Genomic DNA, 24,139 nt, shown 5'->3' with positions numbered 1-24,139 from the left:
TATTTTGGATCGGCTCAGGACCAGGGAATTTCATGTCTGACGAACGCCTCGTGATCGAGAAATCGAAAGTTATTCGCACAACGCGCGAACAACTTTTTAGTGCGTTGACTGAGCCCCATGAGATCGTCCGATACTTGCCATTTAAGTCGGTCGAGTCCGATGGTTGCGAAGGCGGAAGCATCATATTTCGGGGTGACAGCAACGGAACACCATTCGAGGATATCGGTGTGATTGAAGTGCTTAGCCCGCCCGAAGTATTCCAATACCGATACTGGAGCACGAACCACCGCACGGCCCAGCTGGCGGAGAACCATCTTCGTATCCGATACACCCTCAGGGAGGATGGACCGAACGTTGTCCTGAATGTTAGCCACAGCGACATTCCGCCGGGGCCTTACCACGCAGTAATGACGGACGTTTGGGAACAGGTACTTCAAGCGCTTAAGGGTCACGTCGAACGCTAGCCGAAGCCTAAGCCTGCCGGCTTTACAGTCGAGCAGTCGGCTTCGACCGAACTAAATGGCTTTTTTGAGACGAAGCCGCGGGGTACGAGCCGCGCCATACGACTTATCCGCCAAATACTCCTTCGACCCTTGCCAGCTTGAGCTGGGATTCCAAGTACGCCCACACAAGGGACAGCCTACCGAATTCGCTGGTGGGGGTGGTCGGTGTCCTGATGGTGCTTGCCGGCGTCTTCCTTGTCCGCGGGAGCGCTTAAAGAAGCCTAACTCTTGGCCTCAGACAGGGTGGCTGGTGGAGCTGAGGGGAATCGAACCCCTGACCTCTGCAGTGCGATTGCAGCGCTCTCCCATCTGAGCTACAGCCCCGCTCCGTCCAGCGAGCGCCCCAATAGCGGCGCTTATGCCCTCGCGCAACGCCCGTTCGGATTGTTTCCTCAACTCATCGTCCAAGCCCGGCCGCTCGTCCTTATCGCCGGAACGAGAGCCTCAATCGCGCATTCCATTTCGCGAGGTCTCCCTCGTTCGGGAGGCTTATCAAGAGGAGGCAAGAATCATGGCATATGACCGTTACGACGAGCGCCGCCGCCACCGCGATCCGCGCGGCCGCCAATATGGCGACGACCGCGAGGAGCGCGGTTTCTTCGAGCGCGCCCGCGACGAAGTTTCGAGCTGGTTCGGCGATGACGAGGCGGAACGCCGCCGCGATCGCGACGAGCGCTACGATGACGACCAACTGATCGGCCGCGACCGCAGCCGAACCTTCTCCGCCGATCGCGACTATGACCGCTATGAGCGCAGCGCGCGCTGGCGCGACGAAGGCTATCGCCGCCCGTACACCGGCCGCCAGTCGGGCCGAAGCGATTACGGTTCGGAAAGTGGCGGCTATCGGCCGTTCACCGGCGACTATGGCCGGTCGAGCGAGTTCGAGCGGGAGAGCGCATTCGATCGCTCCGGCTATGGTAGCAACTGGGATCGCGGCCAATCGCAGCGCGGATGGGGAAGCGGCGCTTCCGCATCAGGCCTTCACGATCGCGACTACACCAGCTGGCGAAGCCGCCAGATCGACGAGCTCGACCGCGACTATGACGAATTCCGGCGCGAGAATAGCTCCCGCTTCGAAACCGAATTTGGCACCTGGCGCCAGAATCGCGAAAGCAAGAAGCAACTGGTTTCCCAGCTCACCGAGCATATGGAGGTCGTAGGTTCCGACAATGAGCCGATCGGCAAGATCGACCATATCAAGTCGGATCGGATCATACTAACCAAGAACGATAGCCCCGACGGCCGCCACCATGTGATCGGCTGTTCGCGCTTCGACCGCGTCGAGGATGGTAGGCTGATCCTCGATCAGCCGGCAGCCCAGATCCAGCAATCGTTTGAAGCGCAGAAGCGTAGCCGCGCGCTGTTCGAGGACGAGCGGCCCGACGACAGCGGTCCGCACATGCTGAACCGGAGCTTCTCCGGCACCTACTGAGCCTAATTCCCATCGGGAGCGGCGAGCCCGGACGCAGCGATGCGTCCGGGCTTTTTCGAGAGCTGAAGAGCGCCTAGGGTTCCGAAACGCGACGCATGAGGAGAGCGATAATGGCACGAGCCTGGCATTTGACGAAACGGCCGAGCGGAATGCCGACCAGGGCGGACGTCGAGCTTCGGGAGTTTACCCTTCCCGCCCTCGACGACGGCATGGTTCATGTCCGCAACCGCTGGCTGTCAGTCGATCCTTACATGCGCGGCCGGATGAACGACGTGAAAAGCTACGTTCCGTCGTTCGAGATCGGCAAACCGATGACCGGCGGCGCGGTCGGGGAGGTCGTCGAAAGCCGCGATCCTTCCTTCCAGCCGGGCGACGTGGTTGTGCACATGGCCGGGTGGCGCGACGAGGCGGTCGAGCCAGCGGGCAACTTCAACAAGCTTCCGGCGATCCCCGGGGTCGAACCGCAGGCCTTCCTCGGCAACCTCGGACTGACCGGCGGGACGGCCTACTTCGGCTTGCTTGATGCTGCGAGCGCGAAGGAGGGCGACATCGTATTCGTATCGGCCGCCGCGGGCGCGGTAGGCTCGGCTGTCGTTCAGATCGCCAAGGCCAAGGGCATGACCGTCATCGGATCGGCCGGCGGCACGGAGAAATGCGCGTTTGTGAAGTCTCTCGGCGCCGACGAGGTTATCGATTACAAGTCTGGACCAGTTGTGAAGTCCCTCGCGGCTGCCGCGCCCAAGGGTATCGACGTCTATTTCGACAATGTCGGCGGCGACCACCTGGACGCAGCTCTAGCGGTAGCCAAGCAGAACGCGCGTTTCGCCATTTGCGGGATGATCGAGGGCTATAACAGTGCGGAGCCGACCTGCCTTCGCTACATCATGCGCGTAATCGCCATGCGCATCCGGCTGCAGGGGTTCATCTACACCGATTACATGGGTCGGCTCGGCGAATTCTATCAGGAAATGGGCGGCTGGGTGGCAAGCGGCAAGGTCAAGAGCCGCGACACGGTCATCGAAGGTCTTGACCATACGTTCGACGCCTTCCTCGGCCTGTTCACCGGCGCCAACACCGGCAAGATGCTGGTAAAACTCTAGGCTCGTCGACGATCCTAACGGTCGCGGCCCCAGCCAGTGATGGCATAGCGAGCGATGGGCGCGGACGCGCTAACCTCAGAAACGCTATGCCATTGCGGCACGGCGAACAGGTTCAAGGTGTTGAAGCGCGGCAGGATGGCGTGCGTTACGTCCCAGGAGTCGTCGAAGAAGTTGAGGTACCCGCCCACTGCGGCGCCCAGTCGGTGGCGGTGAGGTTCAGCACATAGGCGACGCGCCGGCCGCGCGAGGATTCGGAATCGTTGTGCGGCCACAAGAAGTTGCCGGGCGCATACAGCGTCGCCTGCCCGTCCGCCTTGACGATCGCATCGATCCCGGAGACGTCGCGCAGCAGGGAGAGGAAAGCCTCGGTGTTCAACTCCTCCAGCAGCCGCTCGTGCGCGCAGCCTGGATTCCACTTCTCGAGATAGGCGGTGACCAGCGGATAGCTGTGATAGAGAAACGCGTAGGAATCCTTTTCCGTCGCAGCCAGCTTCGACAACAGCAACGACTTTTCGTTGACGCCCATCGCCCGAATCTCGGCATTGCGGACAAGGTTGGGGCCGTCGCTTCCCGCCTGCCACGCCAAGCACCAAGGCGTCTTATTCGCGAGCAAGGATTTCAGCCGTTCCGCGCTGTCGGCGGTCAGCACGTCGGGGATTTGCACATGCCCGTAGCGCGTCAGCTTCCGACTTAGCTCGGCCCGATCAAGTTGCGGATTCAACGAGATCAACATCAGACCTTCGGCTTAGCTGTGGCGGGGGAATCCAGAGGGGTGAGTCTTCACCCATAGGCCGTTGCCGTCAACGACTTCCACGGGATCGAATATTCCGTGCAGGTTGCGATAGTCCTCGACCGCCTGACGGCACCCAACCAAATGCCAGTCGTCTATGATGAGCACGCCGCCTCGGGACAGGCGCGGGTAGAGATGTTCGAGCGAGGTCTCCACCGAATCGTAGGAATCGGAGTCGAGGCGAACGAGCGCAAACCGTTCGTCCGTCAGGGTCGGCAGGGTGTCGGCGAAGAAGCCTGCGAGGAAACGGACCTTGTCGTCGAGCAGACCGAAACGGCGGATATTGGCCTTGACGTCATCGAGAGGCGCCGCCCAGCGGTCCACCCATTTGTCGACCGGGTCGCCCTTCGCCCGAGTGTTGATCGGAATGCCGGCGAATGAATCCGCGGCGAAGATCCGCCGGTCCTTGATCTCGTAGGCGTCAAGCAACGCTCGCATGAGGATGACAGCGCCGCCGCGCCAAATCCCGGCCTCGATGAAATCCCCCGAAACCTTTTCGCGCTCGACCCGCACCACGGCGCGTTCAATAAGGTCGAGCTGCGGCTTGCTTAGCAGGGTCTTGGGACGGGCGAATGGCCCGATTTTCCATCGCCCCGTCGGAACGTCGTAATGGTTCACGCATCGAAACTGCTCGAATGAAGCATTGCCGCCCAGATTATGGAAGTTGGTGATCGAACGCTTCAAAAGGTCGATGTAAGCGTCTCTTAGGGGCTGTTTTGAATGGTTACTGCTGGCCATACCTGCCCTGAGCGGCCGGTCATTCGGCCTCGCCCCAACATAGAAGAAGCGGGAAATTTTTGGGCGTCCATTGGTCTAACCCGTTGGTCGTTGACAGAATTTTCCGCGCATTTGCTCCACTCGCAGGACCGTTGCGAAGTTATTTCGGTGATGGAATAACCGACAATATGCTCCGCGCCTTAATCCCGATGTCGATGCTTGTGGCAGCCGCACCGGCGACCGAACCGGCGGCCCTGCGCAGCGACGCCTTGGCAATCGAAAAACTCGTCAACGACAATTACGCCTATCTCGAGCGGCTCCCGGGCAACCGCTTTGCACTCACGCAGAAACTGCGCACAGAAGCGGGGGCCATCACGACCCAGCGGGAACTGGTTCGCTACGCCGAGCGGGCGCTTAGCCTGCTCGCCGATCACCATGCGATCACCGGTTCGTCACTCAAGGACAGCTGGGCCGTCTTCCCGAGCTTTGGCGACTTATGGATCGAACGGCGCGGGCAGGACTTCGTGATCGAGCAGGTCCGCAAATCGAGTCCTGCCGAAGAAGCCGGCATCCGCGCGGGCGACCGCCTCGTCGCAATCGACAATGTTCCGGCCGCAACCGCAGTCGCTGCTTTCTGGTCCGATCTTGGAACGACCGGCGGGGGCGAACGGGATGGTTATGCCGCCCGCGTCCTCGCCGCCGGACGCCGCGACCGGCAGCGAATCCTGACCGTGCAACGTGGTGCGGCTCCGCCGAGGCCGATGGTGCTGCCCAATCTTTACGAACGCCAAAACGCGCCGGACCGCGGCCTGCTTTCCAGCGCACAGGAGGCCGGCGCTCTCGTGATCCGCTTCCATGACTCGCTCGGCGACAGCGCAACAATTCCGGCTTTCGACACGGCAATGGCTTCGGCGCGTCCACGCCAACCGATCGTGCTCGACCTCACTGACACGCCCGGCGGCGGCAACAGCACGGTAGCCCGAGCGATCATTGGCTGGTTTGTCAAAAAGCCGAGCTTCTACCAGATGCACAACCTGCCCGCGGAGGAACGCGAGACAGGGATAGCGCGGCAATGGGTCGAGCAGGTTCTTCCCCGCCCCGGCAAGTATCATTCCGGACCGGTAACCGTCCGCGTCGGCCGCTGGACCGGGAGCATGGGTGAAGGGATCGCTATTGGATTCGACGCCATCGGCGCGCGCGTCGAGGGAACCCGGATGGCGGGACTTCTCGGCGCTATTTACGATCACCGGCTGCCGAACTCGCAAGTCACCATCAAGTTCCCGACCGAACGGCTATTTGCGGTCGACGGGACGCCACGCGAGAAATATGTTCCGCGCCAGAAGCGCTAGCCTATCGAGAGTCCGCTCGCCCGACAGCCTGTTCAGGCAAGTTACTGCTCCTGCCGAAGTGCCGCTGCAGCGCGCAGGTCCCAGCGGATCTGCAATGGTTCGGCATTGGCTTCGCGCCATGCGCCGACGTGAACATGCGGGTTGCGAGCCATTCCGTTGTTGCCGACGACTCCGAGCAGCTGACCGGCTTTGACCGGGTCGCCAAGCTTCACCCGCACGTCGGCCACATGAGCGAGCACGACAATGATCCCGTCAGAGCGCCGAATTTGGAGCATCCCCGCCGGCGGCTTGCCCATGGTCCCCGGCCGGTTGACCCCGTCGTTGGCGACTACGCCTGCAATTGTCCCTTCCGTCGGAGCGCGCACTTCCGCGCCCCAACTGTACCAGTCCTCGTTGGTTCTGCCGTCGCTCTTGTAAAGCTTTGAAAAACCGAAACTGTCGCTCACGCCGCCGGTCACCATGCAATCGCTGCCAAGGTCGTCACCTGCGAAGGGAATTTGTCCGGCAAAATGTTCTGAACACACAAAGTCGCTCGCGAAGATCGGTGACAGCGACACTTGCCGGATAGGCCCGGACGGTTCGACCGCTTTCGGCGGCATGATGAATGTACGCGGCTTCGCGGGCGTGGCGGCCGCCGGCGCAGCAGGTGCGGCAGCGGCGACTGCGCTGGCGAAAACCAGGTGAAACATGTCGGTGTTCCCCCCAAAGATTACCGGGGGAAAAGATTATCAACCGCGACCATGCTTTCGCAAGTCCGCGAAAAGGCCAATCAACAATGTCAGCTGCGGCTGGAAACCCGATCTATCGTGCGTAATTGCACGCCGCGGGATTTCCGCTCTTGAGGCCTCGCTGGAGCGCCTCCATCCGTTGCGCCGAGCTTCCGTGCGTAAAGCTTTCCGGAACAATCCGGCCCTGCGTCTGCTTCTGAAGCGTGTCGTCGCCAATCGCTTCCGCGGCGCGCATGCCTTCCTCGATGTCGCCGGCCTCAAGCGCGCCGGAGCGGGCTGCCCAGACGCCGGCATAACAATCGGCCTGCAATTCGACGCCGACTTGGATCTGGTTGCCGGCGACTTCGCTAGAGCTTGCCTGCGCGGTGCGCGCGCGGTCGAGCGTACCCTCGAGGTTCTGAATGTGATGGCCGACCTCGTGCGCGATGACATAAGCAGCGGCCGCGTCGCCCGGTGCCTGGAAGCGGCGCGAAAGTTCGTCGAAGAATTGCGGATCGATGTAAATCTTCTGGTCGGTCGGGCAATAGAATGGTCCCATCGCCGCCTGGGCCGCGCCGCAGCCCGACTGGTTGGCGTTGGAATAAGCCACCAGGGTCGTGGGCTTGTATTGCCCGCCAGCCTGGCGGAAGAGCTCGCCCCATACCTGCTCGGTCGAGCCCAGCACCTGTGTCATGAACTGGCCGGTCGCCGGGTCGAGCCGCGATGGCCCTTCTTTCTGTCCCACGACCCCGCCGCTTCCGCCCATCTGGGTCAGCGCGCAATAGCCGAGGGCGAGGATGAGGATACCGACGATTCCGAACTTGGAAGCGACGATCTGGAACAACAAGCCGAACAGGCCACCCCCGCCACCGCCGAGGCTAAGGCCTCCGCTCTGGCCCGTGCGATCTTCAAAATTGCTGCTGCCGGGGCCGTCAAAGCGCATGGTCGATCCTTGTTCGGGTTTCGACTGCGACAATGCTTCACAGCCGTAACGGTTGCAAATCGGCTTGGCGCAATCGAAAGCGGACCCCACCAAATCAAGGATTGCCAATGACCCTCACTGGAAAAGTTGCGATCGTCACCGGCTCGACCTCGGGCATCGGCCTCGCCATCGCTCGGGCGCTGTCCGGAGCCGGAGCCAAAGTGGTGCTCAACGGTTTCGGCGATGACGCGGAGATCGAAGCGCTCAAGAAAGAGCTCGGTGCGCTCCACGATGGTGCGGACATGAGCGACCCCGCTGCGATCGAGCAGATGATGCGACGCTGCGCGGACGAGCTCGGCGGGCCGGACATCCTCGTGAACAATGCCGGCATCCAGCATGTCTCGCCGGTGGACGAGTTCCCGCCCGAAAAATGGGACGCGATCCTGGCGATCAACCTCAGCGCGGTGTTCCACACCACGCGCCATGCCTTGCCGGCAATGAAGGCCAAGGGCTGGGGCCGCATCATCAATACCGCGAGCGCGCACAGCCTTGTCGCCTCGCCCAACAAGAGCGCCTATGTCTCGGCTAAGCATGGCGTCGCCGGCTTCACCAAGACCGTCGCCCTCGAGGCAGCGAAGGACGGTGTGACCGCCAATTGCATCTCGCCGGGCTATGTCTGGACGCCGCTTGTCGAGAAACAGATTCCGGACACGATGGCGACCCGGGGCCTCACACGAGATCAGGTGATGAACGATGTGCTCCTCGCTGCACAGCCGACGAAACGCTTCGTTACGCCGCAGGAAGTAGCCAGCCTCGCGCTATATCTGTGCTCCGACGGCGCAGCATCGATCACCGGAGCCAACCTTTCGATGGATGGCGGCTGGACCGCCGCCTGAGCCGCCGAAACACCGCAAGAGTTCACCTTGCGCCAACGGATTGCATCGCTACGCTCTTGCCGACGATGCGCACCCTGATACTTTTTGCAGCCCTCGCCCTCCCCGCGTGCGCGACGACCGCCGAGCCGCGTATGGCGTCGGCTGACAATGCCCGCGACTGGCGCTTCGTCGCGACCGGGAATGACCGTGAGCGCCTGCGCGACTGGCGCAAGGCATTTGCGACCGCATTGGCCCGGGCTCGGGCGGCGGGACACGGCGCCGAGATCGACCGCGAAGGTTCGCTGCTTCAGCCCGACGCGGCGATCGGCCAGGTTCCCGTTCCGAACGGCGACTATCGCTGCCGGGTCATCAAGCTCGGCGCAAAGTCGAACGGCCTGCTCGACTATGTGACCTATCCCGCCTTCACTTGCCGGATCCATCCCGAAGGGGGAATTCAGGGCTTCGCCAAGCTTACTGGTTCCCAGCGGCCTATCGGCCTCATTTACCCGAATGACGCACTCCGCCAGGTCTTTCTCGGCACCCTGGTTCTCGGCGACGAAACACGGGCGATGCAGTACGGCCGGGATGAGGAGCGCGATATCGCCGCCTTTGTCGAAAAGATCGGTCCTAACCGTTGGCGGATGGTTATGCCTTACCCCGCCTTTGAATCCCTGACAGATGTCATGGAACTCGTCCCCGCCCAATGATCCACGGAGTCCTGCCGATGCGCCGCTTCCTTCTCGCTGCCGCCACATTCGCGGTCGCAACGCCGCTTCAAGCGGCGACTCTTGCCGAAGCGGTCAAGGCGGACATGCCTTCGCTGATGACGCTTTATCGCGACCTTCACGCCAATCCCGAGCTGTCAATGCAGGAAGTTCGCACGCCGGCCAAGCTCGCCGTCGAGATGAAGAAGCTCGGTTTCAGCGTGACCGAGAAGGTTGGCAAGACCGGCGTTGTCGCGGTGATGAAGAACGGCGCCGGGCCAACCCTGATGATCCGCGCGGACATGGATGGCCTTCCGGTCGTCGAGCAGACCGGACTGCCCTACGCGTCAAAGGTTCGCGCCGTTGCTCGATCCGGAGTCGAGACAGGCGTCATGCATGCCTGCGGCCACGACACGCACATGACCAGCTTCATCGGTACTGCGCGCCAGCTTGCCGCGCGCAAGGCCGAATGGTCGGGGACTCTGGTGATGATCCTCCAACCGGGCGAAGAGACCGGCGAAGGCGCCAAGGCGATGCTCGACGACGGGCTCTATACCCGCTTCCCGAAGCCGAGCCAGGTCATCGCCTTTCACGACGCGGCGGCCGCACCGGCCGGCGTCGTCGCCATCTCGCCCGGCTATGCGCTGGCCAACGTTGATAGCGTCGACATCAGCGTCAAGGGCGTCGGCGGCCACGGCGCCTATCCGCACACCACGAAGGACCCGATCGTCCTCGCGTCGAAGATCGTCATGGCCTTGCAGACTTTGGTCAGCCGCGAGAACAATCCGCTCGATCCTGCCGTCGTCACGGTCGGCAGCTTCCAGGCCGGCGCCAAGCACAACATCATTTCTGACGAGGCGAAGCTTCAGCTGACTGTACGAAGCTATAAGCCGGAGGTGCGAAAAGCCCTGCTCGACGGGATTCAGCGAATCGTCCGGGGCGAGGCGATTGCCGCCGGAATGCCGAACGACCGGATGCCGGTCGTCACCATTCGCGAAGCAGAGTTCACGCCCGCGACGTTCAATACCGACGCCCTTTCGAACCGGGCGCTAACGCTGTTCGAGGAACGGTTCGGCAAGCAGCGAGCGGTGAAAGCCCCGCCGGTCATGGGCGGTGAGGACTTCAGCCGCTATTACCTCGCCGACAAATCGGTTGAGAGCCTGATATTCTGGGTTGGCGGGACGCCGATGGCGAAGTGGCAGGCGGCCGGCGGCGACGCCTCGAAACTGCCTTCGCTCCATTCGCCTTATTGGGCGCCGGAAGCGGATACTGTTATCTCCACGGCGACCGAGGCAATGACCGCGCTGTCATTGGATATTTTGAAGAAGGGCTAGCCCCGCCGTTCCAGCAGTCGCCGCTGCGCGTACAAAATCGCTCCGACGACGCAGGCGGCGAACAATCCGGCCTCAAGAGCGCCGGTGATGAGTTCGCTCACCGGTCCAAAACCGCGCTCTCCGAAAAGCAGGCCGATTTGGCCGAGACGCAGGCGGGACTGGTCATATTCATGCGCAAGCAGGTTCAGGCTGCCGCCGAGCAGGTGTCCGCCAAGGACGACGATCAGTAGGCCGGCGGCGGCTCCGAGCGCGCCGGCAAAGGCCACCTTCCCCCGAAGGCGCGCATCGGTGCGGCGGCTGGCGACCCAAAACGCGAATCCGGCGACCGCGCCGAGCGCAGCGCCCTCCAATCCCCCGGTCATCCCGCTCGGGGCACGGCCGAACAGCAGATTGAATGCATCAATCCCTAGCAGCCGGACGAAGGCGCCGACTAGTAAGCCGCCGGCCGCGCCTCCGGCGATCGTCGCCCACCATGGCCCGCGCTTCCAGACGTGAGCCGCCGCGATCCCGACACTGACCATGGCGCTCCCGAGCAGCGCGACAAGCAGTGTCAGCGCGACCAACACGATCACGACGGATACCGCGCCGGAGCCCGCGCCAAGTGGCTGGGACGCGCCGGCCGCGCCATAGAGCAGGCCGCCTATTAGGCCCGCGATCCCCCGCCAAATGTCCCCGCAATGCTTAGCCGGTGAAAGTCCCGGTTTGCCGGTATGGCGATGCCCTGCTTGACTTCATTCACGGTGACCGGGGCGATGAAGCGATAACCGTGCTTGGGGACGGTTTCGATGAAGCGCGGTCTCGACGCATCGTCGCCAAGCTGGCGACGAAGTGTTCGGATGCACTGGGTCAATGCTTCATCGGTCACCGGCACTCCGCGCCAGACCTCGTCGAGGAAACGATTTTTTGAAACAAGCCGCCCTTGCTCGGCCACCAGCAGTGCGAGCGCGTCGAAATAACGGCTGCTCAAGTCGACGGTTTGATCGCCGCGGCGAAGCTGCCTTTGCGCCGCATCGAGCGTAAATCCTTCGAACTGGATGCCCCCGTGCGCCATCGTTTATGGAAATGGGCCACGAGAGGCTGCAAAGGCAAGCCCTGCTCAGACTTCCGGGAATGTCCGAGAACAGCGCTTCTACTCAGCAGCCCAGAGATCCGCTTTTTCCGTGAGGTTCAACTCGCGGATCATTGTGTCCACACGTTCGGTCAGTTCTGGGAGGAAGCTGATCTGATGGCGCGCGGCGCGATAGCTTTCGACCATCAAAATCGCCTCGAGTAGGATTGGAACGACAACCCCTTCGGGGTCGTCCAGCTTCACAAGCCCCTGCAGCTTCGCAAGCGCCTTCGCGCGCGCCCGTTCCGGGTCCGACAATGCCGCTGTACGCCCAATCATCCATGCCATTGTTACGCAAACTCCTTTGACGACAAGATAGGCCAGCAGCGAAATCGCCGCGAACCGAACGGGCGCGCTGGCGCGTCGTCTCGGCGTTAATCGCTGGCCGCGGTCAGTGTGTCTATTTGCTCAGGCCGGAGATCGAGATGCAGGGCCGCGACGAGTTGATCTAGCTGATCGCGGCTGGTGGCGCTAGCGATGGGCGCGGTCACACCGGCCTGGGCCTTTAGCCAGGCGAGCGCGACCGTCGCCAGCGCGCTGCGGGTTTCGGCGGCGACAGTTTCAAGCGCGGCGAGCACACGCTGCCCGCGCTCACTTTTGACATATTCGATATTTCTCAAACCGCGCGGGCTCTTCTGGAGATCGTCTTCAGACCGGTATTTTCCGGTGAGGAATCCGTTGGCGAGGCCGTAATAGGGGAATTGCGACAGGCCGGCCGCGATGGTCACGTCCTGAAGAGCGCCTTCGTACTTTCCGCGCTCGACAAGATTGTACCAGTTTTGCAACGCTGCGGGTTTCGCGAACCCCTGCGCATCGCAAACCGCGAGCGCTTCCTCCACCCGATCCGCAGTGAAGTTGCTAAGACCGATCGCGCGAATCTTGCCAGCCCTGCGCAACTCCTCGAAAGCTCCAAGGCTCTCGGCAAGAGGAATGCTCTCATCGTCCTTGTGCTGGTAATAGAGATCGATCGTTTCGACCCCGAGGCGCTCAAGTGATGCATCGCACGCGGGACCGATCGTCTCGGGCTTGAGCCCGGCCATGAAACCGACCTTCGTGGCGATCACTACCTTGTCGCGTCTGGTGGGATCGCGTGCCAGCCACTCGCCGATGACCGTCTCGCTTTCGCCGCCCCTATGGCCTGGCACCCAGGCGGAATATACGTCGGCGGTGTCGATCATCGTGCCGCCGGCATCGACGAAGGCATCGAGGATGCGAAAGCTGCTTTCCTTGTCGGCCGTCCATCCGAAGACATTTCCGCCAAGCGCCAGCGGCGCAACTTTCAACCCGCTGTTCCCCAGCGGCCGCAACTCGAAATCGCTCATTTTCGCTTTGTAGCGCCTTCTTCAGCCTTTGTTTGTAAATTTATCCGACACTCCGCGACATGTCGGCGGAATTGACAGCGATGGGCACGAACAGCGTGATTGGCTTCGGCGGCTTCGCCGCCGCCGGCCTCGTCTTCTCGGCGTTGATCCTGTGGCGCTCCAGGCACGGGGTACATTTGCCTGCCCAGCGTTTGTTGCTGGCCGGTTTCGCACTTACTGCTTGCTGGGCGTGGCTTAGCGCGATCGGGCCCATGTCGGTCCTTGCCGGCCTTGCCGAATCCTTCCGTAACCTGGTCTGGCTTGCACTGCTCCACAGCCTTTCCGGCGGACGGGAAAAGGTCGAGCGTCAGCGAGGCTTGAGGCTGGTCTATGCTGCCGTAGGCGGAGTCATCGGTCTTCAGCTCGTCGCTGACCTGTTGGGCCATGCGATGAGCACCGAAGCGGCTCTTGTTTCCACCTCGGCTTTGCTCCGGATCACTGCCGCGGCCGGACTCCTCGTCCTCGTCCATAACCTTTATGCCCAGGCTGATTCCCGAGGCCGACAATCGATTGGCACGGCGATGCTGGCTTTGGTCGCCACTTGGGGCGTCGACCTCAACCTTTACACTCTCGCTTATCTCGATACCGGTTCGCCATCGTGGCTTACGGAATGGCGCGGGCTGGCGGTCGCGTTGACAGCGCCGCTGTTCGCACTCGCAGCAGGGCAGGCCGACGGCTGGCGTATCCGGCTGTCGCGGGACGCCACGTTCCAGTCTCTCTCGCTGCTCGGAATCTGCGCCTATTTCGTGACCATGACGATCCTTGCCAACGCGCTTGGGCGGTCGGGGGTTGAATGGTCGCGCCCCCTACTGGCGGCGGTCCTGGCGGCAATGGTCGTTGCCGGCCTCGTCCTAGGGACGTCGCCTTCTGCTCGGGCCTGGGCGCGGGTAAAGCTCACCAAACATCTGTTCGAGCATCGCTACGACTATCGGAGCGAGTGGCTTCGTTTCGCGGATACCATCGGATATTCCGGTCCCGATGCGCCGCCCGTCGGGGAGAGGCTGGTCAAGGCTTTCGCGGACATCATGGAGTCTCCCGGCGGCATGCTGCTTGTGACCGATCCGCACGGGCAGATCGGTGAGGCCGCGCGCTGGAACTGGACCGGCTGCAATTTTGCCGCCGACCCGCTCGACCAGTTGCGCTGGCAGGATTTGGAGCGCGAGCCTCAGATCATGGCGCTCGATCGCCTGCGTGAAGACGCCGACGGTGCTTCGCGCCTGCCGTTGCCGACATGGCTGGTCGACAGCCACGACGCCTGGGCGGGCGTTCCGCTGGTTCATTCCGGACGGCTTGTAGGGCTGGTGCTTCTGGCCGCACCGCCCCAACGCCGCGATCTCGACTGGGAAGATTTCGATCTTCTCAAGACGGCAGGCCGGCAGGCTGCCGCGACCCTCGCGGAAGCGCACGGCCAACAAGCCCTCGCTCGCGCCCAGAGGTTCGACGAATTCAACCGGCGATTCGCTTTCATCCTTCACGACATTAAGAATCTGGTGAGCCAATTGTCGCTGGTCGCCCGCAACGCTGAGCGGCATTCCGACAATCCCGAGTTTCGGGCGGACATGGTGGCGACTTTAAAGAGCTCGGTTGGCAAAATGAACGACCTGCTCGCTCGCCTAGGGCCGGCGGCGGACGCTCGACCGGCCAAGATAGAGGCCACACCGCTGCGCGACCTCGTCGCGGGGGCGATTGCGGCAAAACGCGTTGGCCATCCGATCGAGCTTGTCGGCGACGGGGGATGGGTCATGGCCGATCCGCTGCTGCTCGATCAGGCGATCGGCCACCTGGTCCAGAATGCCGTCGACGCAAGCCCTGCCGGTGCGCCGGTGATTGTCCGCGTGGACTGCGATGAGCATGGCGCGAGCGTCGCGGTCATCGACCGCGGCACAGGCATGGACAGCGAGTTCGTGCGGACCCGCCTGTTCGAGCCGTTCGCCTCCACCAAGGCCGGCGGCTTCGGAATTGGTGCATTCGAGGCGCGCGCCCTCGTCCATGCGATGGGCGGCCGCCTAGCCGTGGAGAGCGCTCCAGGCAGGGGCAGCAAGTTCGTGATCCATTTGGCCGCGGCAGCGGCACAGTCCGTACAGAGGAAGCGCGCATGAGCGACAATAACGACCTCCCCGTCCTGCTCGTCGTCGAGGATGACGAAGGGCTGCAGCGCCAGCTGAAATGGGCCTACGACGGCTATCGGGTCGTCACCGCCTCCAACCGCGCGCAGGCGATAGAGATGCTTCGCCTCCACGAGCCAGCCGTCGTCACGCTCGACCTTGGTCTCCCACCGGACCCCGACGGTACGACCGAGGGCTTCGCGACGCTAAGCGAACTGCTCGCCATCAAGCCCGACGCCAAGGTCATAGTCGCGTCCGGCCACGGCGCACGCGAAAGCGCCCTGAAGGCCATCGCGCTCGGGGCCTATGATTTCTACCCCAAGCCGGTCGATATCGATCAGCTCGGCCTGATCGTCGCACGTGCCTTTCACCTTCATGCGATCGAGGAGGAAAACCGCCGCCTCGAGCAGGGCCTGTCCGGTTCGGCCACGGTATTGGGCTCGATCGTCACCGTCGCTCCCGCAATGCAGAAGATTGCGAACACGATCGAGAGGGTCGCGGGCGCAAACGTGTCGGTGATGCTGCTTGGCGCGAGCGGTACCGGCAAGGAACTGCTCGCCCGAGCGGTCCACGACAAGAGTCCACGCAAGGACGCCGCGTTCGTCGCAATCAACTGCGCGGCGATCCCCGAGAACCTGCTCGAAGCGGAATTGTTCGGCTATGAACGCGGCGCGTTCACCGGTGCGGTCAAGACCACGCCCGGCAAGATCGAGCTGGCCGAGGGCGGGACCCTGTTCCTGGACGAAGTGGGGGACATCCCCCTGCCGCTTCAGGTCAAGCTGCTGCGATTCCTGCAGGAGCGCGTGATCGAGCGGATTGGCGGGCGTCAGCCGATTGCAGTCGATACCCGCATCGTTTGTGCCACCCACCAGGATCTTGCGGCGATGCAGGCGGACGGCCGCTTTCGCGAGGATCTTTACTATCGCCTCGCCGAGATTGTGGTCCCCATACCCTCGCTGGCCGAGCGGCCGGGCGACGCGATCCTGCTCGCCCGTCACTTCGTCAACAGTTTCGCGCGCGAGCTCAATCCCAGCGTTCAGGGCATTGCCCCTGACGCCGCCGAGGCGATCGACCGGCATAGCTGGCCCGGTAATGTCCGTGAGCTCGAAAACCGAGTGAAGCGCGCGGTGATCATGGCCGACGGCAAGCTTATTACTGCTGCCGATCTCGACCTCGCCACGGCAGAGGAAAAAGACGTCGGGGCCATGCCGATCAACCTGCGCGCTGCGCGAGAGGTCGCCGACCGCCGCGCGATCCACCAGGCGCTTACCCGAACGGAGAATAACATTTCCGGCGCTGCCAAGCTGCTCGGGATCAGCCGTCCGACGCTCTACGATTTGATGAAGCAGTATCAGCTCGGGGCTTGAACGGCCGACGGACGACGCCGAAAAATCGACGAACGGCGGTTGCCCGCTTCGCCATGACCCTTAGTCTCCGGCCAAACGCCCTATGGAGACTTTCTCATGGACCGCCGCTCGTTCCTGTCGACTGCCAGCGCCACCGCCTTCGCACTTCCCTTCAGCCTCAAGGCCAAGCCCGCCAAAGCTGAGACCGCGGCAGCGCCCGGCGACGCCAAGTTGAATGCCCTGTTCGACAAGATATTCGAAGAGACAGTCGAGAATTCGCCCGGCTTCGCCACGAGCCTCGGTCTCGACAAGGGCGACAAGGCCCGCCTCCGCCGCACGTTCGATCCCAAGCCGGCCCAGCAGGCCCGCGCCGAAGACGTCGCCCGAACCAAGCGCCAGCTTGCAGCAGTTCGCGCGGTCAATCCTGCGACGCTGTCGACCAACGGCAAGCTCAACCGCGAGATCGTCATCTACGACGCCGAACGAAATCTGACCGCTCCGACGCGCTTTGACCTCGACAGTGTGCAGAGCCCGTACATGATCAGCCAGCAGGACGGCGCCTACTTCAACATTCCAGATTTCCTAGACAGCACCCACCCGGTCGATAGCGCCTCGGACGCGGAAGCCTATCTTTCGCGCCTTACCGAATTTCCAAAGATCCTCGATTACGAGACCGCCGAGCAGCGTCGCCAGGCGGCACGCGGCTATCTTGCCCCGGCGTGGTCGCTCGACCTGGCGCTCGGCCAGATCGCCAAGCTTCGTGCCCCGGCCGCGGCACAAAGCGGCATGGTGAAGTCACTTGCGGATCGCGCAGCGAAGAAGAACATCGCCGGCGACTGGGCGGCTCGCGCGGCGCGGATCGTGGAGCGCGAGGTCTATCCGGCACTCGACCGCCAGGTCGCGGCATTGACCGCGCTTAAGGCCACCACAAGGCCCGGCGACGGCGCAACCCGCCTCCCCGAGCCGGCCGTCTACGCAGCGGCGCTCGCGCAGGCGACGACCACCAACATGACGCCGCAGGAAGTTCATGAGCTGGGCCTGTCGCAGGTCGCTGAATATACCGCCAAACTCGACACCATCCTCAGGGCCGCGGGCTACACTCAGGGCTCGGTCGGCGAACGCCTTGCTGCGCTGAACAAGGACCCGTCGCAGCTCTATCCAAACACCGACGCGGGGCGTGCCCAGCTGCTCGCCGGTCTCGACTCCAGTTACAAGAAGATGATGGCGAAATTGCCCGAGGCCTTCGCCACGCTGCCAAGCCAGCCGCTCGAAATTCGGCGAGTGCCGGTGGAAATCCAGGATGGAGCCTCAAACGGCTATTACAATCCGGCCACGCTCGACGGGACGCGCCCGGCGATATACTGGATCAACCTTAAATCTACCGGCGACTGGCCAAAGTATTCGCTGCCCTCGCTCACCGTCCACGAGGGCGTACCCGGCCACCACCTGCAGATCAGCCTTGCTCAGGAATCGAAGGATATTCCGATGCTTCGCAAGATCAGCTTCTACAACAGCTACATCGAAGGCTGGGGCCTTTATTCCGAGCAACTTGCGGATGAAATGGGCATCTACGAGGGGATCGAGCGCGCCGGCTATCTGCAGAGCTTCCTGTTCCGTTCGGCGCGCCTCGTCGTCGATACCGGCCTCAATTCCAAGGGCTGGAGCCGCAAGCAGGCCGTCGATTACATGGTCGGCGCGACCGGCTTTCCCCGTCCGCGCGTCGAGCGCGAGGTCGACCGCTATTGCGTGTCCATCGGCCAGGCCTGTAGCTACAAGATCGGGCATCTCGCCTGGCTGCGTGCCCGGGAGAAAGCGAAGTCAGCGCTCGGGCCGCGCTTCGACCTCCGCCAGTTCCACGAAGTACTGAAGGAAGGCGCGATGCCGCTCACCATTCTGGAGCGGCGGATCATGGAGCGCGCCGGGGTCGCCTAGCCGTTCAGTTCCTCGGCCATCGCCGCAACCTCCAGCCAGCGTTCCTCCGCGGCGTCTTTTTCGGCGCGAAGGGCGGTCGCACGCTCGCTTAGCCCCGCGAACCTCGCCGGATCGCGCGTGTAGAGGTCAGGGTCGTGTAGCAAGTCCTCCACCGCCATGAGTTCGCCGTCGATGCGGGCGACCTCATCCGGCAACCGTTCGAGATCACGCTGGTCCTTGTAAGAAAGCTTCCTGCTCCCTTGTGTGGACTGGGCTCCAGCCTTTTCATTCCTCGGCGCATCGCGCGACTGCCCTTCAGCCTTCGCGGGAGCACGACCGGCTTGCCGCCTTTTTGCCCAGTCCTCATAGCCGCCGGCGACGATGTCGACCTTGCCCGACCCGTCCAGCCCAAGCGTCACCGTCACGGTCTTGTCGAGGAAGTCGCGGTCGTGGCTGACGATCAGCACTGTGCCTTCGTAATCGGCGATCACCTCCTGCAGAAGGTCAAGCGTCTCGAGGTCGAGATCATTGGTCGGCTCGTCGAGCACAAGCAGGTTCGACGCCCTTGCGAACTCTCGCGCCAGGAGCAGCCTAGAGCGCTCGCCTCCGGACAGCGACCCGACCGGCGCTTCCGTCAATTCCGGCGCAAACAGGAATTCCTTGAGGTAACCTTTGATGTGCTTCTTCTGCCCGCGGACCTCGATCCAGTCGCCGCCTTCGGCAAGCACATCGCGGACCCGGCGGGTCGGCTCCATGAGCTTGCGCTGCTGGTCAATGACGATTCCGGAAAGCGTCTTCGCGTGGCTCACCGTTCCGCTGTCCGGCGCGATTTCCCTCGTCAGCAGCTTCAGCAACGTCGTCTTACCCGTGCCGTTCGCACCGACCAGGCCGATCCGGTCGCCACGCTGGATCCGCAAGGTGAAGTCGCGGATGATCGGACGTTCACCGAACACCTTGGAGACATTTTCCGCTTCTATGACGGTCTTGGTTTTCACATCGTCCTTGGACAGGGCGAGCTTGGCCGCCCCCGACGGGCCAAGCATTGCTGCCCGCTGAGCGCGCATGTCCTGAAGTTTCGCGAGCCTGCCCTGATTTCGCCGCCGCCGCGCGGTAACGCCGCGCTGAAGCCAGTGCAGTTCGATCGCCAGCTTGGCGTCGAGCTTCTCGGCCGCGCGCTGCTCCTCGGCATAGACTTTTTCCGTCCACGCATCGAAACCGCCAAAGCCGATCTCCGCGCGCCGTATTGTGCCGCGGTCAAGCCAGAGGCAGCTCTTCGTCAGTCGGGTCAGGAAGGTTCGGTCGTGACTGATGACGATGAAGGCACCCTTGAAGCGGTTCAGCCAGTCTTCCAGCCAGTCGATTGCGCCGAGGTCCAAGTGGTTAGTCGGCTCGTCGAGCAGCAGCACGTCGGGTTCCTGCGCGAGTGCGCGGACGATCGCCGCCCGCCGCCGCTCCCCGCCGCTGGCCGTAGAGACGTCGCGGCTGAGGTCGATGCCGATCTGGTCGGCGATGGCTGCCGCCTCATACGCGGCCGGTGCGCCGCTTCCGGCCAAAACCCAGTCCTCCAGCGTGACGTAGGCGCCCATTTCCGGGTCTTGCTCAAGCAAAACGACCCGAGTTCCGGGCACGATCTTGCGCTGGCCCTCATCAGTATCAATGAGCTTGGCCAGGCATTTCAGAAGTGTCGTCTTGCCGGCGCCATTGCGTCCGATCAGTGCCAGCCGGTCGCGAGGCCCGATATGGATATCAAGTTCGCGAAAAAGCCAGCCTTCGCCTTGCACCAGGCCGAGCTTTTCATAGGAGAGAACGGGGGAATCATGGTCGCGCTCTCTAGTTGGGCGCGGCCCCGCCGTCACCTGCTGGCGCTTAGCATAGGATGAGACTAGTCTCCTGGAGGAAATAAGGGGAGCCAATCATGCCGGTATTGGGAATGGGGGCTATTTCTTTCGCTCGGCCGACCCAGACGCTTTGAAAGCCTGGTATCGCGAGCATCTAGGAGTCGGTGGGGGCTGTGGAACCGACGATAAGGGCGAAAGCAATGAGTGGGTCTGGTTCACGAAAGGTGGGCCAATGGTCTTCGAGCCATTCAAGGCCGACAGCGATTATTTCGCCGCGGATAAGCAGGCGATGATCAATCTTCGGGTGAGCGAGCTCGACGCCCTGCTGGACAAGCTTCGCAAGGCGGGAATCGAAGTGATCACCAAGTCCGAATGGGACGCTATGCCGGAGATCGGCCGATTTGCGCGGGTTCACGACCCGGAAGGTAATCCGATCGAGTTATGGGAGCCCGCAAATGCTTCCTGAACCTGCCGCGACGGTGATGTTCATAACTCATTCAATGGCTTGTGCTTAGAAAACGAGGAAATCCTTCGACAAAGTTATTTGCCATGCGCCTGTATCGTGCCCTTCTTGCCGCCACCTCTGTGGCCGGTCTCTTCACCAGCCCCGCGCTGGCCGAGCGTCCGCGCGACCAGGATCGCGCGTTCGAAGCGACCCGCGAAGGCCGATCCATGCCGCTGCCGATGATCGAGCGGCGCGTAATGCCGCACATGGGTGGTGCGGACTATCTTGGACCGGAATTTCGAGGCTCGACCTACCGCCTGAAGTTTATGCGCAATGGCCGTGTAATCTGGGTGGACGTCGACGCGGCGACCGGCAAGATCATGAGCTGGTCGCGCTGAGCGCAGATTTTTTCCGTATCCCTGCGAACTTCCATTTCGTTGCGCCCAAGCAACCGTTCAGCTTAAGGCGGGTTTGGTCATGCGACATGATTTCTCAAAGGGACTGATCCATGCGTGTTCTGATCGTCGAGGACGAACCCAACCTCGGCAGGCAGCTTCGCTCGACGCTTGAGGGCGCGGGCTATGCGGTCGACCTCGCCACCGACGGCGAAGACGGCCACTATCTCGGCTCGACCGAAACATACGATGCCGTCGTTCTCGACCTCGGCCTTCCGGAAATCGACGGCCTGACCGTCCTTGACCGATGGCGCAAGGAAGGCCGCAAGATGCCCGTCCTCGTGCTCACTGCCCGCGATTCGTGGAGCGACAAGGTGGCCGGCCTTGATGCCGGCGCCGACGATTATCTCGCCAAGCCATTCCAGACCGAAGAGCTGATCGCCCGGCTTCGTGCCCTGATCCGCCGTGCTTCCGGCAACGCCAGTTCCGAACTCAATGCCGGCGACATCCGCCTCGATACGCGCTCGGGCAAGGTCACCAAGGCCGGCGAGCCGGTCAAGTTGACCGCCCAGGAGTACAAGCTGCTCAGCTACCTGATGCATCACAAGGGCAAGGTTGTCAGCCGGACCGAACTCATCGAGCACATCTACGACCAGGATTTCGACCGGGATTCGAATACGATCGAGGTGTTCGTGACGCGCATCCGGAAGAAGCTCGGCGCCGACGTTATCACCACCATCCGCGGTCTCGGCTATAGCCTGGAGGATCCCTCGGCTTGAGTTCAACCGAGACGAACGGGTCGCCACCGCCCGTCGTCGAGAAGCGGCGCGGCCTTGGATCCCTAACCCAGCGGATCATCGGTATTGCCGCCGTGTGGATCGGCGTACTGCTGCTCGGCGGCGGCTTCGCGCTGGACCGCGTACTGACGGCCTCCGTCGTAGAGAATTTCGACCAGCAGCTCGAATATGTCCTCAATGCGATGATTGCCGCATCGGAAATCGGACCGGATGGCGAGGTCCGCTTCAATCGCCCACCCGCCGACCAGCGCTTCCTTGAGCCCTATTCCGGAGTGTATTTCCAGGTTTCGGGCGCCGGCGCCGATGCTTTCCCGTCGCGTTCCTTGTGGGACCGGCGTCTGCGCGTCGACAGCCACAACGATGTGCAGCTTCACCGCTACGATAGCATGGAGTTTGCCAACGAACCGATCCGCGTCGTCGAGCGCGATGTCATCCTTCCGGGGTCCGGCGTGCGCTGGCGCTTCCAGGTCGCCCAGTCGCGCGAACTCATCGACCGCCAGATCAGCGAGCTTCGCAACACCTTGTTCTGGAGTTTCGGCGCACTCGGGCTCGGTCTTCTCGTAATTGCGGCGCTTCAGGCATTCTACGGCCTCTGGCCGCTTCGGCGGGTACGAAGTGAAGTCATCGCGATCCGCACCGGCCGCCAGCAACGGATCAGCGAGGATTTTCCGTCCGAGGTCCATCCGCTGGTGCACGAGATCAACGAGCTTCTAGCGCACGGCGAGGCGCAAGCGGAAGAAGCGCGTCGCCATGCCGGCAACCTCGCCCACGCGCTCAAGACGCCGCTGACCGTCATCACCAACGCTGCGACCGCGCAATCGCTCGACCTGGCCAATACGGTTTGCCGAGAGGCAACCACCATGCGCCGGCAGGTCGACCATCACCTTGCCCGCGCCCGCGCAATCGGTCGACGTTCATCGGTACATGCGCGCGCACGGGTGTGGGAGAGTCTGGAGGCCGTCGAGCGCGCCGTCACACGCCTATATCCCGAGGTGACCGTCGATATTGCCGGCGACCGGGACGTCGAGGCGCGGGTCGAGCGCCAGGACCTGGACGAAATGCTTGGCAACCTGATTGAGAATGCAGCCAAATATGGCGGCGGCCGCGTATTCGTGACGGTCGAACCTGCGAAGACGGACAAGGTCGAAATCGTTGTCGAGGACGATGGGCCGGGCATCCCGGCAGATCAGCGTGACGCGATCTTCGATCGCGGAGCCCGGCTCGACACGACCGGCAAGCCGGGAACAGGCCTCGGCCTCGCGATCGTCCGCGACGTGTCCGAAATTTACGGCGGCGCCGTCCGCCTGGAGGAGAGCGAAGATCTGGGCGGTCTCCTTATCCGCCTGTCCTTGCCGACCGCGGACGCCAGCGATAGGGCGGCGCAATGACCGCAACCCTTCACCAACTGAACGCGGGCCAGGAGCCGTCGCTCGATCCCATCATGGCTCTCACTGCAGAAGGCATGAATGCGGTCAATGCGGTCATCCTGGAACGGATGCAGTCCAAGGTTGCGATGATTCCAGAGCTGGCGGGACATCTCATCGCCGGGGGCGGCAAGCGCATGCGGCCGATGCTGACGCTGGCTTCCGCATGCTTGCTCGACTACCCGGGAACGCGTCACCACAAGCTCGCCGCGGCGGTCGAGTTCATCCATACCGCTACTCTTCTACACGACGACGTTGTCGACGGCTCCGACATGCGTCGCGGTAAGCGCGCTGCAAACCTCATCTGGGGCAATCCCGCCAGCGTCCTGGTCGGCGATTTCCTCTTCAGCCGTGCCTTCGAGTTGATGGTCGAAGACGGGAGCCTGAAGGTGCTTCGGATCTTGAGCAACGCCTCCGCGGTCATCGCGGAGGGCGAAGTCGACCAGTTGACCGCCCAGCGCCAGGTCGAGACCAGCGAAGACCATTATCTCCAGATCATCAATGCCAAAACCGCTCAGCTGTTCGCAGCAGCCTGCCGGATTTCGCCAGTCGTCGCCGAAGCAGGCGAGGCCGCCGAGGAGGCGCTCGAGGCGTATGGCCGCAATCTCGGCATTGCGTTTCAGCTCGTGGACGACGCGATCGACTATGCGTCCGATACCGCGACGATGGGCAAGGGCCGCGGCGACGACTTTCGCGACGGCAAGGTCACGCTTCCCGTTATCCTCGCTTATGCGCGCGGATCGCAGGAAGATCGCCGGTTCTGGACCGCAGCGATGCTCGGCGAGCGAGCGTCTGACCAAGATCTGGCCACAGCGACGCGTCTCATTCATTCGACCGGCGCGCTCGACGACACCATGGAACGCGCGCGCTTCTATGCTCGCCGCGCGATGGACGCGCTTGCGCTATTCCCGGCCGGACGCGCGCGCACAGCCATGACCCAGGCCGCCGAATTCGCAGTCTCCAGAGCGTATTGAGA

General features: G+C 62.8%; 24 protein-coding genes and 1 tRNA gene. 15 read left to right on the top strand and 10 right to left on the bottom strand.

Annotated elements, in window-relative coordinates; genetic code table 11:
* The first annotated feature begins 32 nt into the window (after window positions 1–32).
* Window positions 33–464 carry an SRPBCC family protein gene (locus G7076_RS01895; protein WP_166199938.1) on the top strand — a complete coding sequence of 144 codons (432 nt, stop codon included), beginning with the start codon at window positions 33–35 and terminating at the stop codon, window positions 462–464.
* Window positions 465–751: 287 nt separating this feature from the next.
* Here G7076_RS01895 and G7076_RS01890 read toward each other — a convergent pair.
* A tRNA-Ala gene (locus G7076_RS01890) sits at window positions 752–827 on the bottom strand.
* 187 nt (window positions 828–1,014) lie between these two features.
* Between G7076_RS01890 and G7076_RS01885 the strand changes: the two genes are divergently transcribed.
* Both G7076_RS01885 and G7076_RS01880 read left to right on the top strand, forming a co-directional pair.
* Window positions 1,015–1,935 (top strand): DUF2171 domain-containing protein, encoded by a 921-nt coding sequence (locus tag G7076_RS01885; protein WP_206367561.1) that lies wholly within the window; start codon window positions 1,015–1,017, stop codon window positions 1,933–1,935.
* A 110-nt stretch (window positions 1,936–2,045) separates the two neighbouring features.
* A complete protein-coding gene (locus tag G7076_RS01880) occupies window positions 2,046–3,035 on the top strand; it encodes an NADP-dependent oxidoreductase (protein ID WP_166199934.1) in 990 nt (329 codons plus the stop codon).
* A 145-nt stretch (window positions 3,036–3,180) separates the two neighbouring features.
* Here G7076_RS01880 and G7076_RS01870 read toward each other — a convergent pair whose 3' ends face one another.
* Together G7076_RS01870 and G7076_RS01865 are read right to left on the bottom strand one after the other, a co-directional pair.
* The gene (locus tag G7076_RS01870) at window positions 3,181–3,684 is read right to left on the bottom strand and encodes a 2OG-Fe(II) oxygenase family protein (protein ID WP_166199930.1); all 504 of its coding nucleotides are present in this window, start codon (window positions 3,682–3,684) and stop codon (window positions 3,181–3,183) included.
* A gap of 96 nt (window positions 3,685–3,780) precedes the next feature.
* On the bottom strand, window positions 3,781–4,563 hold the full coding sequence (locus tag G7076_RS01865) for a TylF/MycF/NovP-related O-methyltransferase (protein WP_166199928.1): 783 nt from the start codon (window positions 4,561–4,563) through the stop codon (window positions 3,781–3,783).
* Window positions 4,564–4,730: 167 nt separating this feature from the next.
* Here G7076_RS01865 and G7076_RS01860 point away from each other — a divergent pair, with 167 nt between their 5' ends.
* Window positions 4,731–5,891 (top strand): PDZ domain-containing protein, encoded by a 1,161-nt coding sequence (locus G7076_RS01860; protein ID WP_166199926.1) that lies wholly within the window; start codon window positions 4,731–4,733, stop codon window positions 5,889–5,891.
* 41 nt (window positions 5,892–5,932) lie between these two features.
* Here G7076_RS01860 and G7076_RS01855 read toward each other — a convergent pair whose 3' ends face one another.
* Window positions 5,933–6,580, bottom strand: coding sequence for a M23 family metallopeptidase (locus G7076_RS01855; RefSeq protein ID WP_166199924.1), 648 nt, complete (start codon window positions 6,578–6,580; stop codon window positions 5,933–5,935).
* 112 nt (window positions 6,581–6,692) lie between these two features.
* Window positions 6,693–7,541, bottom strand: coding sequence for a neutral zinc metallopeptidase (locus G7076_RS01850; RefSeq protein ID WP_166199922.1), 849 nt, complete (start codon window positions 7,539–7,541; stop codon window positions 6,693–6,695).
* A 107-nt stretch (window positions 7,542–7,648) separates the two neighbouring features.
* On the opposite strand from G7076_RS01850, the gene G7076_RS01845 reads away from it, so the two are divergent.
* The 3 genes from G7076_RS01845 (at window position 7,649) to G7076_RS01835 (ending at window position 10,433) form a co-directional block, all read left to right on the top strand.
* Window positions 7,649–8,416, top strand: coding sequence for a 3-hydroxybutyrate dehydrogenase (locus G7076_RS01845; RefSeq protein ID WP_166199920.1), 768 nt, complete (start codon window positions 7,649–7,651; stop codon window positions 8,414–8,416).
* Between the two features lie 65 nt (window positions 8,417–8,481).
* Window positions 8,482–9,102, top strand: a complete 621-nt coding sequence (locus G7076_RS01840; RefSeq protein WP_166199918.1) for a DUF4893 domain-containing protein — start codon at window positions 8,482–8,484, stop codon at window positions 9,100–9,102.
* Window positions 9,099–10,433: an amidohydrolase gene (locus G7076_RS01835; RefSeq protein ID WP_240913832.1), complete on the top strand. Its 1,335-nt coding sequence runs from the start codon at window positions 9,099–9,101 to the stop codon at window positions 10,431–10,433. The genes G7076_RS01840 and G7076_RS01835 overlap by 4 nt, the downstream gene beginning before the upstream one ends.
* Here G7076_RS01835 and G7076_RS01830 read toward each other — a convergent pair.
* From G7076_RS01830 to G7076_RS01815, 4 genes are all read right to left on the bottom strand, one after another.
* Entirely contained in the window at window positions 10,430–11,005 is a 576-nt protein-coding gene (locus tag G7076_RS01830) for a hypothetical protein (RefSeq protein ID WP_166199916.1), read from the bottom strand. The genes G7076_RS01835 and G7076_RS01830 overlap by 4 nt on opposite strands.
* A gap of 71 nt (window positions 11,006–11,076) precedes the next feature.
* Entirely contained in the window at window positions 11,077–11,484 is a 408-nt protein-coding gene (locus tag G7076_RS01825; protein ID WP_166199914.1) for a transcriptional regulator, read from the bottom strand.
* Between the two features lie 78 nt (window positions 11,485–11,562).
* The gene (locus G7076_RS01820) at window positions 11,563–11,829 is read right to left on the bottom strand and encodes a hypothetical protein (protein WP_166199912.1); all 267 of its coding nucleotides are present in this window, start codon (window positions 11,827–11,829) and stop codon (window positions 11,563–11,565) included.
* A gap of 86 nt (window positions 11,830–11,915) precedes the next feature.
* Entirely contained in the window at window positions 11,916–12,863 is a 948-nt protein-coding gene (locus G7076_RS01815) for an aldo/keto reductase (RefSeq protein ID WP_166199910.1), read from the bottom strand.
* A gap of 80 nt (window positions 12,864–12,943) precedes the next feature.
* Between G7076_RS01815 and prsK the strand changes: the two genes are divergently transcribed.
* The 3 genes from prsK (at window position 12,944) to G7076_RS01800 (ending at window position 18,285) form a co-directional block, all read left to right on the top strand.
* A complete protein-coding gene (gene prsK / locus G7076_RS01810; RefSeq protein WP_206367560.1) occupies window positions 12,944–15,001 on the top strand; it encodes an XrtA/PEP-CTERM system histidine kinase PrsK in 2,058 nt (685 codons plus the stop codon).
* Window positions 14,998–16,374, top strand: coding sequence for a PEP-CTERM-box response regulator transcription factor (gene prsR / locus G7076_RS01805; protein WP_166199906.1), 1,377 nt, complete (start codon window positions 14,998–15,000; stop codon window positions 16,372–16,374). Before prsK ends, prsR begins: the two co-directional genes overlap by 4 nt.
* 96 nt (window positions 16,375–16,470) lie before the next feature.
* Window positions 16,471–18,285, top strand: a complete 1,815-nt coding sequence (locus tag G7076_RS01800; RefSeq protein WP_166199904.1) for a DUF885 family protein — start codon at window positions 16,471–16,473, stop codon at window positions 18,283–18,285.
* On the opposite strand, the gene G7076_RS01795 is transcribed toward G7076_RS01800, so the two are convergent.
* Entirely contained in the window at window positions 18,282–20,120 is a 1,839-nt protein-coding gene (locus G7076_RS01795; protein ID WP_166199902.1) for an ATP-binding cassette domain-containing protein, read from the bottom strand. The genes G7076_RS01800 and G7076_RS01795 overlap by 4 nt on opposite strands.
* A gap of 112 nt (window positions 20,121–20,232) precedes the next feature.
* On the opposite strand from G7076_RS01795, the gene G7076_RS01790 reads away from it, so the two are divergent.
* The 5 genes from G7076_RS01790 (at window position 20,233) to G7076_RS01770 (ending at window position 24,137) form a co-directional block, all read left to right on the top strand.
* Entirely contained in the window at window positions 20,233–20,568 is a 336-nt protein-coding gene (locus tag G7076_RS01790) for a VOC family protein (RefSeq protein WP_346774095.1), read from the top strand.
* Window positions 20,569–20,651: 83 nt separating this feature from the next.
* The gene (locus G7076_RS01785; protein ID WP_166199900.1) at window positions 20,652–20,945 is read left to right on the top strand and encodes a hypothetical protein; all 294 of its coding nucleotides are present in this window, start codon (window positions 20,652–20,654) and stop codon (window positions 20,943–20,945) included.
* Window positions 20,946–21,055: 110 nt separating this feature from the next.
* Entirely contained in the window at window positions 21,056–21,721 is a 666-nt protein-coding gene (locus G7076_RS01780) for a response regulator transcription factor (RefSeq protein ID WP_166199898.1), read from the top strand.
* A 74-nt stretch (window positions 21,722–21,795) separates the two neighbouring features.
* Complete coding sequence (locus G7076_RS01775) at window positions 21,796–23,127, top strand: sensor histidine kinase (RefSeq protein WP_166203264.1); 1,332 nt, start codon at window positions 21,796–21,798, stop codon at window positions 23,125–23,127.
* Complete coding sequence (locus G7076_RS01770; RefSeq protein ID WP_166199896.1) at window positions 23,124–24,137, top strand: polyprenyl synthetase family protein; 1,014 nt, start codon at window positions 23,124–23,126, stop codon at window positions 24,135–24,137. The genes G7076_RS01775 and G7076_RS01770 overlap by 4 nt, the downstream gene beginning before the upstream one ends.
* Window positions 24,138–24,139 lie beyond the last annotated feature (2 nt).

The organism is Sphingomonas sp. HDW15A (assembly GCF_011301715.1).
GTDB lineage: Bacteria > Pseudomonadota > Alphaproteobacteria > Sphingomonadales > Sphingomonadaceae > Sphingomicrobium.
This window is presented reverse-complemented; position numbering and strand designations above follow the sequence as displayed.

Bases quoted from the DNA above. Each gene is read 5' to 3' on its own strand.
- G7076_RS01855 (WP_166199924.1), bottom strand. From the start codon at position 6,580: ATGTTTCACCTGGTTTTCGCCAGCGCAGTCGCCGCTGCCGCACCTGCT.
- G7076_RS01885 (WP_206367561.1), top strand. From the start codon at position 1,015: ATGGCATATGACCGTTACGACGAGCGCCGCCGCCACCGCGATCCGCGC.
- G7076_RS01880 (WP_166199934.1), top strand. From the start codon at position 2,046: ATGGCACGAGCCTGGCATTTGACGAAACGGCCGAGCGGAATGCCGACC.
- G7076_RS01895 (WP_166199938.1), top strand. From the start codon at position 33: ATGTCTGACGAACGCCTCGTGATCGAGAAATCGAAAGTTATTCGCACA.
- G7076_RS01845 (WP_166199920.1), top strand. From the start codon at position 7,649: ATGACCCTCACTGGAAAAGTTGCGATCGTCACCGGCTCGACCTCGGGC.
- G7076_RS01865 (WP_166199928.1), bottom strand. From the start codon at position 4,563: ATGGCCAGCAGTAACCATTCAAAACAGCCCCTAAGAGACGCTTACATC.
- G7076_RS01850 (WP_166199922.1), bottom strand. From the start codon at position 7,541: ATGCGCTTTGACGGCCCCGGCAGCAGCAATTTTGAAGATCGCACGGGC.
- G7076_RS01770 (WP_166199896.1), top strand. From the start codon at position 23,124: ATGACCGCAACCCTTCACCAACTGAACGCGGGCCAGGAGCCGTCGCTC.
- G7076_RS01780 (WP_166199898.1), top strand. From the start codon at position 21,056: ATGCGTGTTCTGATCGTCGAGGACGAACCCAACCTCGGCAGGCAGCTT.
- G7076_RS01800 (WP_166199904.1), top strand. From the start codon at position 16,471: ATGGACCGCCGCTCGTTCCTGTCGACTGCCAGCGCCACCGCCTTCGCA.
- G7076_RS01835 (WP_240913832.1), top strand. From the start codon at position 9,099: ATGATCCACGGAGTCCTGCCGATGCGCCGCTTCCTTCTCGCTGCCGCC.
- G7076_RS01860 (WP_166199926.1), top strand. From the start codon at position 4,731: ATGCTCCGCGCCTTAATCCCGATGTCGATGCTTGTGGCAGCCGCACCG.
- prsR (WP_166199906.1), top strand. From the start codon at position 14,998: ATGAGCGACAATAACGACCTCCCCGTCCTGCTCGTCGTCGAGGATGAC.
- prsK (WP_206367560.1), top strand. From the start codon at position 12,944: ATGGGCACGAACAGCGTGATTGGCTTCGGCGGCTTCGCCGCCGCCGGC.
- G7076_RS01815 (WP_166199910.1), bottom strand. From the start codon at position 12,863: ATGAGCGATTTCGAGTTGCGGCCGCTGGGGAACAGCGGGTTGAAAGTT.
- G7076_RS01840 (WP_166199918.1), top strand. From the start codon at position 8,482: ATGCGCACCCTGATACTTTTTGCAGCCCTCGCCCTCCCCGCGTGCGCG.
- G7076_RS01820 (WP_166199912.1), bottom strand. From the start codon at position 11,829: ATGGCATGGATGATTGGGCGTACAGCGGCATTGTCGGACCCGGAACGG.
- G7076_RS01825 (WP_166199914.1), bottom strand. From the start codon at position 11,484: ATGGCGCACGGGGGCATCCAGTTCGAAGGATTTACGCTCGATGCGGCG.
- G7076_RS01785 (WP_166199900.1), top strand. From the start codon at position 20,652: ATGCGCCTGTATCGTGCCCTTCTTGCCGCCACCTCTGTGGCCGGTCTC.